The sequence below is a fragment of the Piscinibacter sp. PDB5-1 genome (assembly GCF_056676035.1).
This window is the reverse complement of the sequence record NZ_JBWVZL010000002.1, coordinates 153,964-168,203: the sequence shown is the minus strand read 5'-3', so window position 1 is coordinate 168,203 and position 14,240 is coordinate 153,964. Positions and strand designations below refer to the sequence as shown.

Sequence of the window (14,240 nt, the reverse complement as noted above, 5' to 3'; positions counted from 1 at the left end):
CCCCATGCGTCGCACCCCCTCGTTCGATTCACGTCGCCGCGCCCTGCGTGCCCTCGGCACGCTCAGCGCCGTGGCCCTCGCGGTACAGAGCTTCGGCGCGGTGGCCGCCGTCTCGGCCCAGGCCCCTGCGCCCGACTTCACGCTGCGCAGCCTCGAAGGTCGCAACACGCGCCTGAAAGAGTTGCGCGGCAACGTCGTGCTGGTGAACTTCTGGGCCACGTGGTGCGGCCCCTGCAAGCAAGAGATGCCGCACCTCAACCGCCTGTACGAGAAGTACCGCAGCTCGGGCTTCGTGCTGCTGGGCGTCAACATCGACGAAGACGCGCGCAAGGCGGGCGACCTGGTGACGCGCATGGGGCTCAAGTTCCCCATCCTGCACGACGGCGACAAGGCCGTCAGCCGCCTCTACGACCTCAACTCGATGCCCGCGACCGTGCTGGTGGACCGCGACGGCCGCGTGCGCCACATCCACCGTGGCTACCGCGAGGGTTACGAGAACACCTACGACGAACAGATCCGCGCGCTGCTGAAGGAATGAAGATGCTCTTAGCCGCGCCCCGTTGCGCCGCCGCGCTGGCGACCCTTGCGCTGTTGGCCGGTTGCGCCACCGAACCCTGGGTCAAGCCCTACGAGCGCGAGCGTCTGGCCGACCCCGTGATGAAGCTCAACCGCGACCCGCTGGCGGCCAAGCACCGCGAACACGTGCGCGACGTGCGCGAAGGCGCACGTGGCGCCACTGGCGTGCAAGGAGGCGGCTGTGGCTGCAACTGATCGCCGCGACACCGTGCGTGACATCGCCACCCTGCGCGATGGCTGGCGTCGCCTCGCCGCCCTGTGGCGCGCCGTGCGTCGCCGCATGGCCGGCGTGCGAGTACAAGGCGGGCGCCTGCGCTGGGTGGGTGTCCTCGGCGGCACGCTCGCGGCTGGCACGGCGCAGGCGGTCGATTTGCCCGAAGACCGTGCCGACGCCATGTTCCACGTCTACGACGGCGGTGGCGTGCGCGCCACCGGCCCGGCCTTGCTCGTGCGCAAGCGCGTGGCCGACAAGTTCTCGTTCTCGGGCTCGTACTACGTGGACATGGTGAGCAACGCCTCGATCGACGTGGTCACCACCGCCAGCCCCTTCAAGGAAAAGCGCACCGAGTACGGCCTGAGCATGGACTACGCGCACCGCGACGCCATCGTCACGCTCGGTGTCTCGAACAGCGAAGAGCCCGACTACACGGCGCGGGCCTTCAGCATGGACGTTTCTCAAGAAACCTTCGGCGGCATGACCACCGTGGCCATCGGTTTCACGCGCGGCTCCGACGAGGTGCGCAAGAAGAGCGAACCCAACTGGCGCGACACCGCCACCCACTGGCGCTGGCGCACGAGCGTCACGCAAATCCTTTCCCCGCGCTGGTTGCTGACCGGCGCCTACGAGGCCGTGTCCGACGAGGGTTTTCTCGGCAGCCCGTACCGCGCGGCTCGCGTGGTCGGCACCACGGTGCCCGAGCGCAACCCGCGCACCCGCAGCAGCCGGGCGGTGAAGCTCTCGACCAAGGGCGAGGTGGCCACGGGCCATGCCGTGCACGGCGAGTACCGCTACTTCTGGGACAACTGGGACATCAAGGCCCACACCTTCGAGGTCGGCTACAGCCGCTACTTCGGCGAGCAGTGGCTGGCCGACTTCCACCTGCGCCACCACAGCCAGAACAAGGCGCTCTTCTACAGCGACGACGCCACGCAGCAGACGCTCTACATCTCGCGCAACCGCCAACTCAGCACCTTCAACACGCTGGGCCTGGGTGGGCAGGCGACCTACCGCCTCTCGCAGCCGGTCGGCCCCTTCCAGGCCAAGCTGAGCGCCGCCTACGAGTTCGTCCGCTTCAATTTCAAAGACTTCACCGACGTGCGCAGCGGCAGCCCGTACAGCCACAACGCCCACGTGTTGCAGCTCTTCCTCACGGCGACTTTCTGAGGATCGCCCACATGACCCATTCCACCTACCTTCAACGTTGCGCGGCCACGCTGGCCGTGCTCGCGACCCTCACCGCGCCGGCCTGGGTCGTCGCGAACGAACCCGTGCGGGGCGCCACCGTGGCCGCCGCACCGCAGGCGGCCCTGGCCGCTGCACCGGCACCGGCTGCCACCGCAGTGCCGGTCGCCGCCGCCGCTTCGGCGGCACCTGCTGCGGCCTCGGCGCCCGACGCGGCGGCCAGCGCGGCTGCCCCAGCCGCCGCGCTCGACACGCGCATCCAGGACGTCAAGAGCGAGGTCATCCGCCTCAACCGCGACCTGCTGGTGCTCGAAGAAGAGCTGCTCTTCCCGGCCAGCACGCAGGTGGCTGTGTTCGTGTCGATGGACGTGGGCAAGCTCTTCAGCCTCGACTCGGTGCAGATCAAGCTCGACGACAAGGTGGTGGCCAACTACCTCTACACACCGCTCGAAGTCGAAGCCCTGCACCGCGGCGGCGTGCAGCGCCTTTACCTCGGCAACCTGAAGTCGGGCACGCACGAAGTCGTCGCCTTCTTCACCGGCAAGGGCCCGCACGAGCGCGACTACAAGCGCGGCGCGACCATCAAGTTCGACAAGGGCACCGACCCGAAATACATCGAACTGCAGATCAAAGACTCGACCGGCAAGCTGCAGCCCGAGTTCGAGGTCAAGGTTTGGCAGTGAGCGACGGCGGCTTCATGCAACTGCTGGGTTATGTCGGCCTGCCGGCGGTGCTGCCGTGCCTGCGGTCGGGTTCGTCTGTTGGGCCGGCAGGTTCAACGCAAAGGCGCGAAGAACGCAAAGAACGCAGGGGAAAGGCAGAGCGGTTTTCTCTTCTTGGCGACCTTGGCGTTCTTTGCGCCTTTGCATTGAAAAGAGCTTCGACCACCGCAGCCCCCTCGCTCAAGCGCGCCACGCTTGCAGCCGCCATGCTGTTGGCCGCGACGGCCGGCCAAGCCGCCGACCCCAAGCCCGGGCCGAAGCTCGTCAACGACCCGCACTACGGCGACACGCTCTACCACTTCTACCAAGGCAAGCACTTCAGCGCGATCACCGGGCTGATGGTGTCGCAGCACTTCAACCGCGTGGCGCGCCATGCCGACGAGGCCGAGGTGCTGCGCGGCGGCATGCTGCTCGCCTACGGCCAGCACCGCGAGGCCGGCGACATCTTCAACGCGCTGCTTGAGAAGACCCAGCAGCCCTCTGTGCGCGACCGCGCCTGGTACTACCTGGCCAAGATCCGCTACCAGCGGGGCCTGTACCCCGAGGCCGAAGACGCCGTCACGCGCATCGGCAAGAACCTGCCGCCCGCGATGGAAGAAGAGCGCGGCCTCTTGCATGCCCAACTGCTGATGGCGCGGCAAGACTACGCGGGCGCCGCGCGCTTGCTCGAAGCCGTGCCCGGGGCCCTGAGCGACAACAAGAAAGAAGAGAAAGGCCGCTACGCGCGCTTCAACCTCGGCGTGGCGCTGCTGCGCGGGGGTGACGAAGCCCGGGGCACGACCCTGCTCGACGAACTGGGCCAACTGCCCGCCAGCAACGAGGAATACCGCGCCCTGCGCGACCGCGCCAACGTCGCGCTCGGCTACGCCGCGCTGCAAGACGACCAGCCCGAGAAGGCTCGCGTCTACCTCGAACGCGTGCGCCTCGGCGGGCGCCACGCGACCAAGGCGTTGCTCGGCTTCGGCTGGGCCGCCTCGTCGATGAAGAACGCCAAGCTCGCCCTCGTGCCCTGGACCGAACTTGCCGAGCGCGAGGTCAGCGACCCGGCCGTGCTCGAAGGTCGCATCGCCGTGGCCTACGCCTTCGCCGAGCTCGGTGCCTACGGCCAGTCGCTCGACCGCTACCAGCAGGCCATCGCCACCTTCGAGGGCGAGAACCGCGCGCTCGATGAATCCATCACCGCCATCCGCTCGGGCAAGCTGGTCGAAGACCTGCTGCAGGCCAACCCCGGCGAAGAACTCGGCTGGGCCTGGAACATCACCCAGCTGCCGCAGATGCCGCACACCACGCACCTGACGCCCGTGCTCGCGCAGCACGAGTTCCAAGAGGCCTTCAAGAACGTGCGCGACCTGCAGTTCCTGTCGCGCAACCTGCAGGCCTGGACCGACAACCTCGGCGTCTTCGGCGACATGCTCGCCACACGTCGCCAGGCCTTTGCCGAGCGCCTGCCCAAGGTGCGTGCCGGTGCCGAAGGCAGCGGCCTCGCGGCCCTGCAAGGCCGCGCCCAGGCCCTGGCCACCGAGCTGCAGCGGGTCGAGGCCGAAGGCGATGCCGCGGCCCTGGCCGACGCGCGCCAGCGCGGCCTGCAAGAGCGCCTGCAGCGGGTGCAAGGCGTGCTGGCCCAGGCCGGCGCATCGAACACCGACCCCGACGTGGCCAACGCCCGCGAGCGCTTGCGCCGCGTGGCCGGTGCGCTGAGCTGGCAGCTCGCGCAGGACTACCCAACCCGCCTGTGGGACGCCAAGAAGAACGTGCGCGCCATCGAAGGCGGCGTGGCCGAAGCGCGCCGCCGCGACGCGGCGCTGGCCCAGGCCCAGCAAGACGAACCCAAGCGCTTCGAAGACTTCGCCGCGCGCATCGCCGAACTCGACAAACGCCTGCAGACGCTGAGCCCGAAGGTCGCCTCGCTGCGCCTCGAACAGCAGCAGCAGGTGCAAGACATGGCCGTCGCCGAACTGACGCAGCAGAAAGAGCGGCTCGCCGGCTACATCACCCAGGCCCGCTTCGCGGTGGCGCAGTTGCAAGACCGCGCCAACCTCAGCGCGACAGACCTTCAAGACCATGCGACGAAACGCTAAGACCCTCGTCGCCCTGGCCGTGCTGGCCTTGTTGAGCGCCTGCGCCAGCAAGCGCCCGGCCGGCAGCACGCCCGACAACGAGCCCACGCTCAAGGCACTGGCCGGCCGCGAGGTGCAGGTCGATAAAGACGCCGGCATTCCGCCCAGCCTCGACAAGGCCATCACCGCCTACAAGGACTTCCTCGCCGTGGCGCCCAAGGCCGCGCAGCGCTCGGAAGCCATGCGCCGCCTCGGCGACCTCGAGATGGACAGCGCCGACCAGCGCATCGCCGACGGCAAGGCCGCCGGTGGCACGCCCGAGGACTACCGCGCCGCCGTCACGCGCTACCAGGACTTCCTCGCCGCCTACCCCAAAGACCCCGGCAACGACCGCGTGCTGTACCAACTGGCGCGCGCGCAAGAGCAGGGCGGCGAACTCGAAGCCGCGCTCAAGACGCTGGACCGCCTGGTGGCCGAGCACCCGACCACGCGCTTCACCGAAGAGGCGCAGTTCCGCCGCGGCGAGATGCTGTTCTCGATGCGCAACTACGCGGCGGCCGAGCAGGCCTTCGGCATCGTGCTCAAGCGTGAAGACGGCAACCCTTACCTCGACCGCGCGCTCTACATGCACGGCTGGTCGCTGTTCAAGCAGGCCAAGCTCGAAGAGGCGCTGAAGTCGTTCTTCGGCGTGCTCGACCTGAAGATCGCCCAACGCGACCAGGGCGGCAACGGCGAAGAAGACCTCGACACCGTCAAGGGCCTGAGCCGCAGCGAGCGCGAGCTGGTCGAAGACACCTTCCGCGTCACCAGCCTGTCGCTGCAAAGCCTGCAAGGGGCCGAGTCGATCCCGGCGTACATGACGAGCGACACGCGCAAGTCGTACGAGTTTCGCGTGTACCAGCAGCTGGGCCAGCTCTACATCAAGCAAGAGCGCGTGAAAGACGCGGCCGATGCCTACGCGGCCTTCGCCAAGCGCCAGCCGCTGCACCCGCAGGCGCCGCTCTTGCAGGCGCGCGTGATCGACATCTACCAAGATGGCGGCTTCACCGCGCTCGCGCTCGACGCGAAGAAAGAGTACGTCGCCAACTACGGGCTCAACAGCGAGTTCCGCAAGAGCAACCCCGAGGGCTGGGAGCGTGCGCAGCCGCTGGTGAAGACGCACCTGTCCGAGCTGGCCCGCCACCACCACGCCACCGCGCAGCAAACCAAGAACAGCGCCGACTACCAAGAGGCGGTGAAGTGGTACCGCGCCTACCTCACGTCCTTCCCGAAAGACCCCGAGGCCGCGCAGAGCAACTTCCTGCTGGCCGAGCTGCTGTTCGAAGACAAGCGCTTCGCCGAGTCGGCGGTCGAATACGCCAAGACCGCCTACGAGTACCCGGCGCACCCGAAGGCGGCCGATGCCGGCTACTCGGCCATCCTCAGCCACGAGCGGCAGCGCAAGGCCGCGAGCGGCCCCGAGGCGGCCACGCTGCAGCGCGCGCTGGTCGAAAGCGAATTGCGTTTCGCCGACACCTTCAAGGCCGACGCCCGCGTGGCCCCGGTGCTCACCAACGCGGCCGAGCAGCTCTACGCGCTGGGCGAAGGCGAGCGCGCTTCGGGCGTGGCCGAGCGCGTGCTCTCGCTCGACCCGCCGGCCGTGCCCGAGCAACGCCGCGTGGCCTGGACGGTGGCCGCCCACACGGCCTTCGAGCGCAACGACTTCTTGCGGGCCGAGAAGGCCTACGGCGAGGTGCTGGCGCTGATGCCGCCGGCCACGCCGGTGCCGGTGGCCGCACCCGCGCCGGCCGTGTCGTCGGGCCGCGGTCGCGGCAAGGCGCGGGCGGTCGAACCCGTCGCCCCGCAGCTGTCGGCCGAAGCCGCCGCCAACAACAAGGCACGCCACGAGTTCACCGAGCGCCTGGCCGCATCGGTCTACAAGCAGGGCGAAGCGGCCCGTGCGAGCGGCGACCTGCGCGGCGCGGTGGGCCACTTCGAGCGCGTCGGCGCGCTCGCGCCCAGCTCGCCGATCCGCATCAACGCGCAGTACGACGCGGCGGCCGCCTTGATCGGCCTGAAAGACTGGGACGGCGCGATCAAGTCGCTCGAAGACTTCCGCCAGCGCCACCCGCAGCACCCCTTGCAGGCCGAGGTCGGCCCGAAGCTCGTGGTGGCCTACCTTGAGAAGCAACAATGGGCGCAGGCGGCGGGCGAGCTCGATCGCCTGTCCACCACCAGCGCCGACGCCAAGGTGGCGCGCGACGCCCTGTGGCAAGCCGCCGAGCTGTACGAGAAGGGCGGCTCGCGCACGAACGCCGCGCGCGCCTACGAGCGCTTCGCCAAGACCTACCCGCAGCCGCTCGAACTCAACCTCGAAGCACGGTACCGGCTCGCCGGCATCGCCAAAGCCGAGGGCAACGCGGCGCGCGAATCGGCGCTGATGAAAGAGATCTTCGAGGCCGACCGCGCAGGCGGCACCGCGCGCACCGACCGCACGCGCACGCTCGGCGCGATGGGCGCGCTGCACGCGGCCAAGCCGGTGTTCGAGGCCTACAAGAAGATCGCACTGGTCGAGCCGCTGGCCAAACAGCTCAAGCTCAAGAAGGCCAAGATGGAAGAGGTGCTGCGTGCCTACGCCGTGGCCAGCGAATACGGCGTGGCCGAGGCGGTGACGGCGGCGACCTTCCAGACGGCCGCGCTGTACCAGGACTTCGGCCGCGCGATGATGACCTCACAGCGGCCGAAGAAGCTGTCCAAGCTCGAACTGGAGCAGTACAACGTGATGCTCGAAGAGCAGGCCTTCCCGTTCGAAGAAAAGGCCATCGAGCTGCACGAGGTGAACGTGCGGCGTTCGGGCCAGGGCGTCTACGACACCTGGGTGAAGAACAGCTACGCGGCGCTGCGCGAACTGCGCCCGGTGCGCTACGGCAAGAACGAGCGCAGCGAAGGGGTGATCGATGCGATCCGTTGAACGCAGCATGCGCGGCCTGGTGGCCCTGGGGCTGTGCGTGGCCAGCACCGGCTGCGCCTTGCTGGGCGAGCGCGTGAGCTCGATCACCCAGTCGATCGCGGCGACGGTGGGCGAGGTGGTCTCGTCGCCAGCGCAGGCGGCGGCACCGAGCGCCGGGTCCGCGCCCACCGAACGCGCGGCCGCCGTGGCCGCCCCGGCACCGCAAGAGCCGCCCGCAGCGCCGGTCGATGCGCGCGTGATGCGCGCCTACGACGACGCGCTGCGCCTGCTGCGCAACGGCCGTACCGAAGACGCCGAACGCGCGCTCCGCGCGCTGGCCCAGTCGCACCCCGGCCTGGGTGGCCCGCACGCCAACCTGGGCGTGATGCACCAGAAGGCCGGGCGCCTGCCCGAGGCGGCCGAAGCGCTCGAACGCGCGGTCGCAGCCAGCCCGCGCCAGCCGGCCTATGCCAACCAGCTGGGCATCGTCTACCGCGAGCTGGGCCGCTTCGACAAGGCACGCGACGCCTACGAGCGCGCGCTCGCCGTCGAGCCCAACCATGCCGACGCGACGCTGAACCTGGGCATCCTCTACGACCTGTACCTGTGGCAGCCGCAACGCGCGCTCGAGCAGTACGAGAAGTACCTCGCCCTGCACAAGGACGCCACCGTCACCAAGTGGGCCGCCGACCTGAAGAACCGCGCCAAGGCCGCGCAAGCCACCACGGCCGCGGTGAAAGACAAGGACAAGCCATGAAGACGCTCTCGACGGCGCTCGCGCTGCTGACGCTGGCCGCTGCGGCGCAGGCCCAGCCGTCCCCCAAGCCCACGGCCACGCCGGCGCCTGCCGCCACCACCGACCGCGCCGAGATCGACCGCGCGCAGATCATCGGCAACCGCGAGCTGCCCAAGGTGCTGTACATCGTGCCCTGGAAGAAGCCGCTGCCCAGCGACCTGGCCGGCCGCCCGCCGGTCAGCGTGATCGACGAGGCGCTCGCGCCGGTGGATCGCGACGTCTTCCGGCGCGAACTCAATTACGCGGCCCAGGTGGCCGCCGCCAAGAATGCCCCTTCGGGCCCGGCCGCCGAGCCGGGTGCGAAGAAGTAAGACCCGGTCCCCGGTTTCGTCAGTCCCCTCAGTTCCTGTCCTGTTCCTGTACCTGTCTTGTCAGCGGAGAAAGCGCGATGAACACCTTCCAAACGGTCGTCAAGTTCTTCTTGGATTGCGGCCCCTTCATCATCCCCAGCCTGTTGCTCACCGCCATGGGCTCGGCCATTGCCATCGAGCGCCTGTTGTTCCTCAACAAGGCGCGGGCCGAGAACCGCAAGGCCTGGGGTCAGATCCAGCCCCTGCTGCAGAACGGCCGCCTGAAAGACGCACTGGGCCTGAGCCTGAGTTCCGAGTCGGCCATCGGCAAGATCGTCAGCAACGGCCTGAACCGCCTGCACAGCTCGCGCCGCCGCGAAGACCTCGACGCGTCGATGGAAGAGGGCATGATGGAAATCGTGCCGCGCCTTGAAAAGCGCACCCACTACATCGCCACCTTCGCCAACGTCATCACGCTGGTGGGCCTGCTGGGCACCATCATCGGCCTGATCAAGGGCTTCACGGCGGTGGCCGCGGTCAACCCGTCCGAGAAGGCCGAGATGCTGTCGGCGTCGATCTCGATCGCGATGAACAACACCGCGTTCGCGCTGATGGTGGCCATCCCCTTCCTGCTGATCCACGCCTTCTTGCAGGCGCGCACCTCCGAGATCGTGGACGGCCTGGAGGCCGCGAAGATCAGCTTCCTGAACCAGGTGCAGAAGATCGCGCCCGAGGGCGTGGTCGCGGCCCAGTCGGCCGCCGCCGTGCGCTGAGGCGCGCGACGAGACCTGCGCCGTGTTGATCGCCGCTTTCCCTGTTTCATTTCTTCGGGTTCAAAGGACTGACCGATGAGAGTCCGCCGTCTGCGCAAAGAAGTGGCCCACCTGGAGCTCACCGCGTTCATCAACCTGATCGTGGTGCTGGTGCCCTTTCTGCTGTCCACCGCCGTGTTTTCGCGCCTCGCGGTGCTCGACCTCACCTTGCCCGCACAGGCCAGTGGCGCGCTGCAGCAGCTGAGCACCGACAACCTGCAGCTCGAAATCGTGCTGCGCCCCGACGCCATCGAGGTGGGTGACCGCATCGGCGGGCTGATCCAGCGCATCCCCGATGTGCCGGGCGGGCACGACTACCGCAGCCTGTCGGGCCTGATGGTGCAGATCAAGCAGAAGTTTCCGGACAAGACCACCGCCACCGTGCTGGCCGAACAAGACACGCCCTACGACGTGCTCGTGCAGACCATGGACGCGGTGCGCACCGGCAAGGTCATGGCCGAGGGCAACAAGGTCATCACTGCTGACCTCTTCACCGACATCTCCATCGGCGACGCGCCGGTGCGCAAGCGCTAAGCCCGGCCGCAGGCCCCCAAAGGACGCCCCACCATGCCGATGCTCACCCCCATCCAGAAGCGCGCGATACGCAAGCAGCGCAACCAGGCGGTGATGGACATGAACCTCGTCTCGCTGATCGACGTGTTCACCATCCTGATCTTCTTCTTGCTTTCGAGCGCCACCGAAGTCGAGGTGCTGCCCAGCGCCCGCGCGGTCAAGCTGCCCGAGAGCATCACCGAGAAGGCGCCGAAAGAAACCGTCGTTGTCATCGTCAGCGGCAACGAGATCCTCGTGCAGGGCACGACCGTGGCCACCGTGCAAGAGGTGATGAACATGCAGGGCGACATCATCGCGCCGCTGCAGCAAGAGCTGCAGGACTACGCCGCCCGCACGCCGCTGCTCACCGGCAACAAGGAAGAAGGCCGCGCCGTGACCATCATGGGCGACAAGGACATCCCCTACCAATTGCTGCGCAAGGTGATGGTCACCTCGGCGCGGGCCAACTTCACCGAAGTCGCGTTTGCGGTGCGGCCGAAGGGGGGCGCATGAGCGTTGCTGCTGTGTCCTTTCGCGAGGGCGTCTTCGCTTGGTCGGTCACCCCCGAAGACCAGGCGCGCTTCCGGCGCATCCAGGGCGTCATGCTGGCGCTGCTGGTCATCCTGTGCCTGCTGGTGCTGTTCGTGCCGGTGCCCAAGAAGGCGCCGAAAGAACAGGCCGTGCCCGCGCGCGTGGTGAAGATGATGCTTGAGCGCGCGGCGGTGCCGCCACCGCCCGTGCCCAAGCCTGAGACGGTGACCAAGAAAGACCCGGCGGCCGACAAACCGGCCGACAAGCCCGAGGCGAAGGCCGACCCGAAGCCCGAGCGCGCCAACCGCGAACCGCTGCCGCGCGCCAACGCGCCCGAAGCACGCAACCCCATCGCCGGTCGGCCGCCCGGTGAAGTCGAAGGCGCACGCCGGCGTGCGGCTGGCGTCGGCCTCTTGGCCGCGAAAGACGACCTCGCCGAACTGCGCGGTGCCCCGGCGGCCCCGCAACTGCGGCAAGACATCAAGGCCGGCCCCGGCGTGGGCAGTGGCGTCGGAGTGGGCGTCGGTGCGGGCACCGCCCCGGGTCTGCCCGACCGCTCGATGATCACCAGCAACGCCACCGGCGGCAGCGGCGGCATCAACACCGCCGGCTACAGCCGCGACACCGGCGGCGGCGGCCTCGCCGGCCGCGCCACCACGCTCGTCGAGGGCGTGGCGGGTGGTGGCGGCGGTGGCGGCCCGGGTGGTGGTGGCGCGCTCAACGGGCGCGGCACCGGCGCGGGCAAGGGCGGTGGCGGCGGCGGCGCCGGTGGCGCCGTGCAACGCGGCCAGGGCGGCAAGGCCTCGCGTTCGCTCGAAGACGTTCGCCTCGTGTTCGAGCGCAACAAGGGCGCGATCTACGCCATCTACAACCGTGCGCTGCGCGAAGATCCCACGCTGCAAGGCAAGGTGGTGGTCGAGCTCAAGATCGCCTCGACCGGCGAGGTGGTGGGTTGCCGCGTGGTGAGCAGCGAACTCAACGCCAACGACCTCGAACGCAAGCTCGTCGCGCGCATTCGCCAGTTCGACTTCGGCGCGAAAGACGTCAACGAGATGGTCGTGACCTGGCCGCTCGATTTGCTGCCGTCGTAGCCGCTTGCGGCCGCCGCGTCAGGCCGGCGCGCCAGCGCTGCGCATCTGGCGCGGGGTGAGGCCGGTCACGCGGCGCATCAGCCGCCACAGCGCGGTGGCGTCGCCGTAGCCCACCTGTTCGGCGACCTGCTCGACCGACAGGCGGCTGCCTTCCAGCAGCGCGCGGGCGCGGTTCAGTCGCACGCTTTGCACCAGGGCCAGCGTGCTCTGGCCGGTCTTGGCGCGCACGTGGCGGGCCAGCGTGCGCTCAGACATGCCGAAGCCTTGCGCCAGCGCGCCGATGCTGGGCACTTCGGGCAAGGCCGCGGTGACCCGTTCGATGATGCGGGCGATCAGCTCGTCGCCATCGGCCAGCATCTCGGGCACGACGAACGGGGCCTGCGCCTCGCGCCCATCGACCAGCAACAGCCGTGACACGGCCTTCGCCAGCGGCGCGCCGAAGCGTGCGCGCAGCAGGTGCAGCATCAGGTCGGTCTGCGCGAAGGCTGCGCCGGCCGTGACCACCGGGCCGTCGGCGCAGACCATGCGGTTGGCGTCCACGGTGCAGGTGGGCTCCAGCTCGCGCAGGCCGGCGGCCAGCCACCACGAGGTGGTGGCCTTGCGGCCCGCCAGCAGCCCGGCGGCCTGCAGCACAAACACCGCCGAGCACGACGCGGCCACCGTGCCGCCGCGCCCCGCGTGCGTGCGCAGCGCGCGCACGGCGGCCTGCACGTCGGCGCGCTGCAGGCGTTCGCGCGCCGCGCCGGGCGAGTCGAGGCCGAGCCCCGGCACGACCCACACGGCGCCGTCGTTGGCCGGGGCCTTGGGCAGCGGCTTGGCGGCGAGCGTCAGGCCGTTGCCGAGCGGCACCACCCCGTCGCCCACCCCCAGCACCCGCCAGCGCGGCACGGCCACGCCGAGCCGGGGCGCCACGGCGGCCGCGGCATTCAGCAGGTCGAGCGTGGTGGCCACGCTGCTCGCATAGGCCCCGGGCAGGGCCAGCACGGTGAAATCGAACATTGTCTGGTTCGGCACTGAAATTGATATTTCAGACAATGGTAGGCAAGCACCCGGCGTGGCGCAATGGCGGCTCTCGTCAACCCTGGAGCCCCCTGATGCCCAACATCCTCGTGAAGATTCCCCACGGCAGCTTTGCCGGTGCCGCCCGCCAGGCCTTGTCGAAGGCCATCACCGCCGTCGCGGTGGATGTCGAACAGGTCGGTGGCAGCCCGCAGCAGCAGGCCATGACCTGGGTGGTGATCGAAGAGATGCCGTCGGGTGGCATCACCGCCGGCGGCCACGACGTCACCGACCGCGTGCTGCAGTGCCTGGTGCAGGCGTTCATTCCGGCGGGTGTGCTCGACGGTGCTTCGCGCGCGGCCTATGTGTCGCGCCTCAATGCCGCGTTCGAGGGCGCCCGGCCGGCGGCCGACACGCGCCGCGTGCTGCTTTCGACGCTGTTGCTCGAAGTGCCCGAGGGCCAGTGGGGCGCGGGCGACGCGATCTGGCGCCTGCCCGACGTGACGGCGGCGGCCGGCTTCCGGCACCTGCAATCCTTGGTGACCCGGGCATGAATGCGCATGCCCGGTGCGACGACGACTTGCCAGTGCAAACCGCCGACCAAAGAGCGGCACCCCTGCGCGCCGTGGTGGCCGTGGGCTTCGGCGACCCGGCCCAGGTGCTCGGCACCTGTGCGCAGGCCCGGCCCACGCCCGGCCCGGGCGAGGTGCGGCTGGCGCTGATCCTCGCGCCCATCCACACCCACGACCTGGAGATGGTGCGCGGCGAGTACGGCCACCGGCCCGCCATGCCGTTGACCCCGGGCACCGAGGCCGTGGGCCGGGTCGATGCGGTCGGCCCGCAGGTCAGCGCGCGGGCAGCGGCTGGGCCTGCGCGGTCAACGCCGGCATCACGAACTGCCCGCCGCCCAGGTGGTGCAGCGTGTGCAGCTCGGGGTTGTCGTCGCGGAACGACCAGCGCCCCTGGTCGAACACGCGGTCGTCGGCGAAGGCCGCGACGACTTCGCCGAAGCAGGTGTCGTAGGCCGCTTCGGTGTGCCGCTCGGGGATGAGCCGGCATTCGAGCCAGGCCACGCAGCCGGCCACGAAGGGCAGGCCGAGCGTCGGGCTGTCGAAGTGGTCGATGCCGTAGGCGGCGAACTTGTCGGGGGCGCCTTTCGCGGCGAGGTCGCGGCCCGACACGCTGCCCACGGTGTAGGTGGCGTCGATCAGCGCGCGGCAGGGCACGCTGAGCGTGAAGCCGCCGCTGGCCATCACCAGCTCGCGCGTGAAGGTCTTCTTGTCGATGACGACCGCCACGCGCGGCGGCGTGAACTCGACCGGCATCGACCACGCGGCGGCCATCACGTTGCGCCGGCCGCCGTGGGCGCTGCCCACGAGCACGGTGGGCCCGTGGTTGATGAGGCGGCAGGCGTGCGCCAGGGGGAGGGGTTGTTTCATCGCGCAAGTCTAGGTGTGTGATGCGAGCCGGGGCGATACCATCG

The 14,240-nt window shown here is 69.5% G+C and carries 15 protein-coding genes and 1 pseudogene; 14 read left to right on the top strand and 2 right to left on the bottom strand.

All coding sequences use genetic code 11. The annotated features are described in order from the left end of the window. Positions 1 to 4 precede the first annotated feature (4 nt). From AC1KAT_RS08080 to AC1KAT_RS08025, 12 genes are all read left to right on the top strand, one after another. Positions 5 to 538, top strand: a complete 534-nt coding sequence (locus tag AC1KAT_RS08080) for a peroxiredoxin family protein (RefSeq protein ID WP_480324610.1) — start codon at positions 5 to 7, stop codon at positions 536 to 538. Beyond that, positions 535 to 771, top strand: coding sequence for a DUF4266 domain-containing protein (locus AC1KAT_RS08075; protein ID WP_480324608.1), 237 nt, complete (start codon positions 535 to 537; stop codon positions 769 to 771). Before AC1KAT_RS08080 ends, AC1KAT_RS08075 begins: the two co-directional genes overlap by 4 nt. Further along, positions 758 to 1,960 carry a DUF3570 domain-containing protein gene (locus tag AC1KAT_RS08070; RefSeq protein WP_480324606.1) on the top strand — a complete coding sequence of 401 codons (1,203 nt, stop codon included), beginning with the start codon at positions 758 to 760 and terminating at the stop codon, positions 1,958 to 1,960. The genes AC1KAT_RS08075 and AC1KAT_RS08070 overlap by 14 nt, the downstream gene beginning before the upstream one ends. Before the next feature lie 11 nt (positions 1,961 to 1,971). After that, complete coding sequence (locus AC1KAT_RS08065; RefSeq protein WP_480324604.1) at positions 1,972 to 2,661, top strand: AraC family transcriptional regulator; 690 nt, start codon at positions 1,972 to 1,974, stop codon at positions 2,659 to 2,661. A 245-nt stretch (positions 2,662 to 2,906) separates the two neighbouring features. Beyond that, positions 2,907 to 4,778 (top strand): tetratricopeptide repeat protein, encoded by a 1,872-nt coding sequence (locus AC1KAT_RS08060; RefSeq protein ID WP_480324602.1) that lies wholly within the window; start codon positions 2,907 to 2,909, stop codon positions 4,776 to 4,778. Then, on the top strand, positions 4,762 to 7,707 hold the full coding sequence (locus AC1KAT_RS08055; protein WP_480324600.1) for a tetratricopeptide repeat protein: 2,946 nt from the start codon (positions 4,762 to 4,764) through the stop codon (positions 7,705 to 7,707). Before AC1KAT_RS08060 ends, AC1KAT_RS08055 begins: the two co-directional genes overlap by 17 nt. Next, positions 7,694 to 8,443: a tetratricopeptide repeat protein gene (locus tag AC1KAT_RS08050; protein WP_480324598.1), complete on the top strand. Its 750-nt coding sequence runs from the start codon at positions 7,694 to 7,696 to the stop codon at positions 8,441 to 8,443. Before AC1KAT_RS08055 ends, AC1KAT_RS08050 begins: the two co-directional genes overlap by 14 nt. Continuing rightward, positions 8,440 to 8,793 (top strand): hypothetical protein, encoded by a 354-nt coding sequence (locus AC1KAT_RS08045; RefSeq protein WP_480324596.1) that lies wholly within the window; start codon positions 8,440 to 8,442, stop codon positions 8,791 to 8,793. Before AC1KAT_RS08050 ends, AC1KAT_RS08045 begins: the two co-directional genes overlap by 4 nt. 77 nt (positions 8,794 to 8,870) lie before the next feature. Then, positions 8,871 to 9,545: a MotA/TolQ/ExbB proton channel family protein gene (locus tag AC1KAT_RS08040; protein WP_480324594.1), complete on the top strand. Its 675-nt coding sequence runs from the start codon at positions 8,871 to 8,873 to the stop codon at positions 9,543 to 9,545. Positions 9,546 to 9,620: 75 nt separating this feature from the next. Beyond that, positions 9,621 to 10,118 carry an ExbD/TolR family protein gene (locus AC1KAT_RS08035; protein WP_480324592.1) on the top strand — a complete coding sequence of 166 codons (498 nt, stop codon included), beginning with the start codon at positions 9,621 to 9,623 and terminating at the stop codon, positions 10,116 to 10,118. A gap of 33 nt (positions 10,119 to 10,151) precedes the next feature. Beyond that, positions 10,152 to 10,649, top strand: coding sequence for an ExbD/TolR family protein (locus tag AC1KAT_RS08030; protein WP_480324590.1), 498 nt, complete (start codon positions 10,152 to 10,154; stop codon positions 10,647 to 10,649). Continuing rightward, positions 10,646 to 11,758 carry an AgmX/PglI C-terminal domain-containing protein gene (locus tag AC1KAT_RS08025; protein WP_480324588.1) on the top strand — a complete coding sequence of 371 codons (1,113 nt, stop codon included), beginning with the start codon at positions 10,646 to 10,648 and terminating at the stop codon, positions 11,756 to 11,758. The genes AC1KAT_RS08030 and AC1KAT_RS08025 overlap by 4 nt, the downstream gene beginning before the upstream one ends. A gap of 18 nt (positions 11,759 to 11,776) precedes the next feature. On the opposite strand, the gene AC1KAT_RS08020 is transcribed toward AC1KAT_RS08025, so the two are convergent. After that, the gene (locus AC1KAT_RS08020; protein ID WP_480324586.1) at positions 11,777 to 12,757 is read right to left on the bottom strand and encodes a GlxA family transcriptional regulator; all 981 of its coding nucleotides are present in this window, start codon (positions 12,755 to 12,757) and stop codon (positions 11,777 to 11,779) included. 95 nt (positions 12,758 to 12,852) lie between these two features. On the opposite strand from AC1KAT_RS08020, the gene AC1KAT_RS08015 reads away from it, so the two are divergent. Together AC1KAT_RS08015 and AC1KAT_RS08010 are read left to right on the top strand one after the other, a co-directional pair. Then, a complete protein-coding gene (locus AC1KAT_RS08015) occupies positions 12,853 to 13,311 on the top strand; it encodes a tautomerase family protein (RefSeq protein WP_480324584.1) in 459 nt (152 codons plus the stop codon). Further along, positions 13,308 to 13,550, top strand: a pseudogene (locus AC1KAT_RS08010) (hypothetical protein); the annotation flags it as partial. The gene AC1KAT_RS08015 and the pseudogene AC1KAT_RS08010, both read left to right, overlap by 4 nt. A gap of 52 nt (positions 13,551 to 13,602) precedes the next feature. Here the strand turns inward: AC1KAT_RS08010 and AC1KAT_RS08005 are convergent. Continuing rightward, complete coding sequence (locus AC1KAT_RS08005; protein WP_480324582.1) at positions 13,603 to 14,196, bottom strand: flavin reductase family protein; 594 nt, start codon at positions 14,194 to 14,196, stop codon at positions 13,603 to 13,605. Positions 14,197 to 14,240 lie beyond the last annotated feature (44 nt).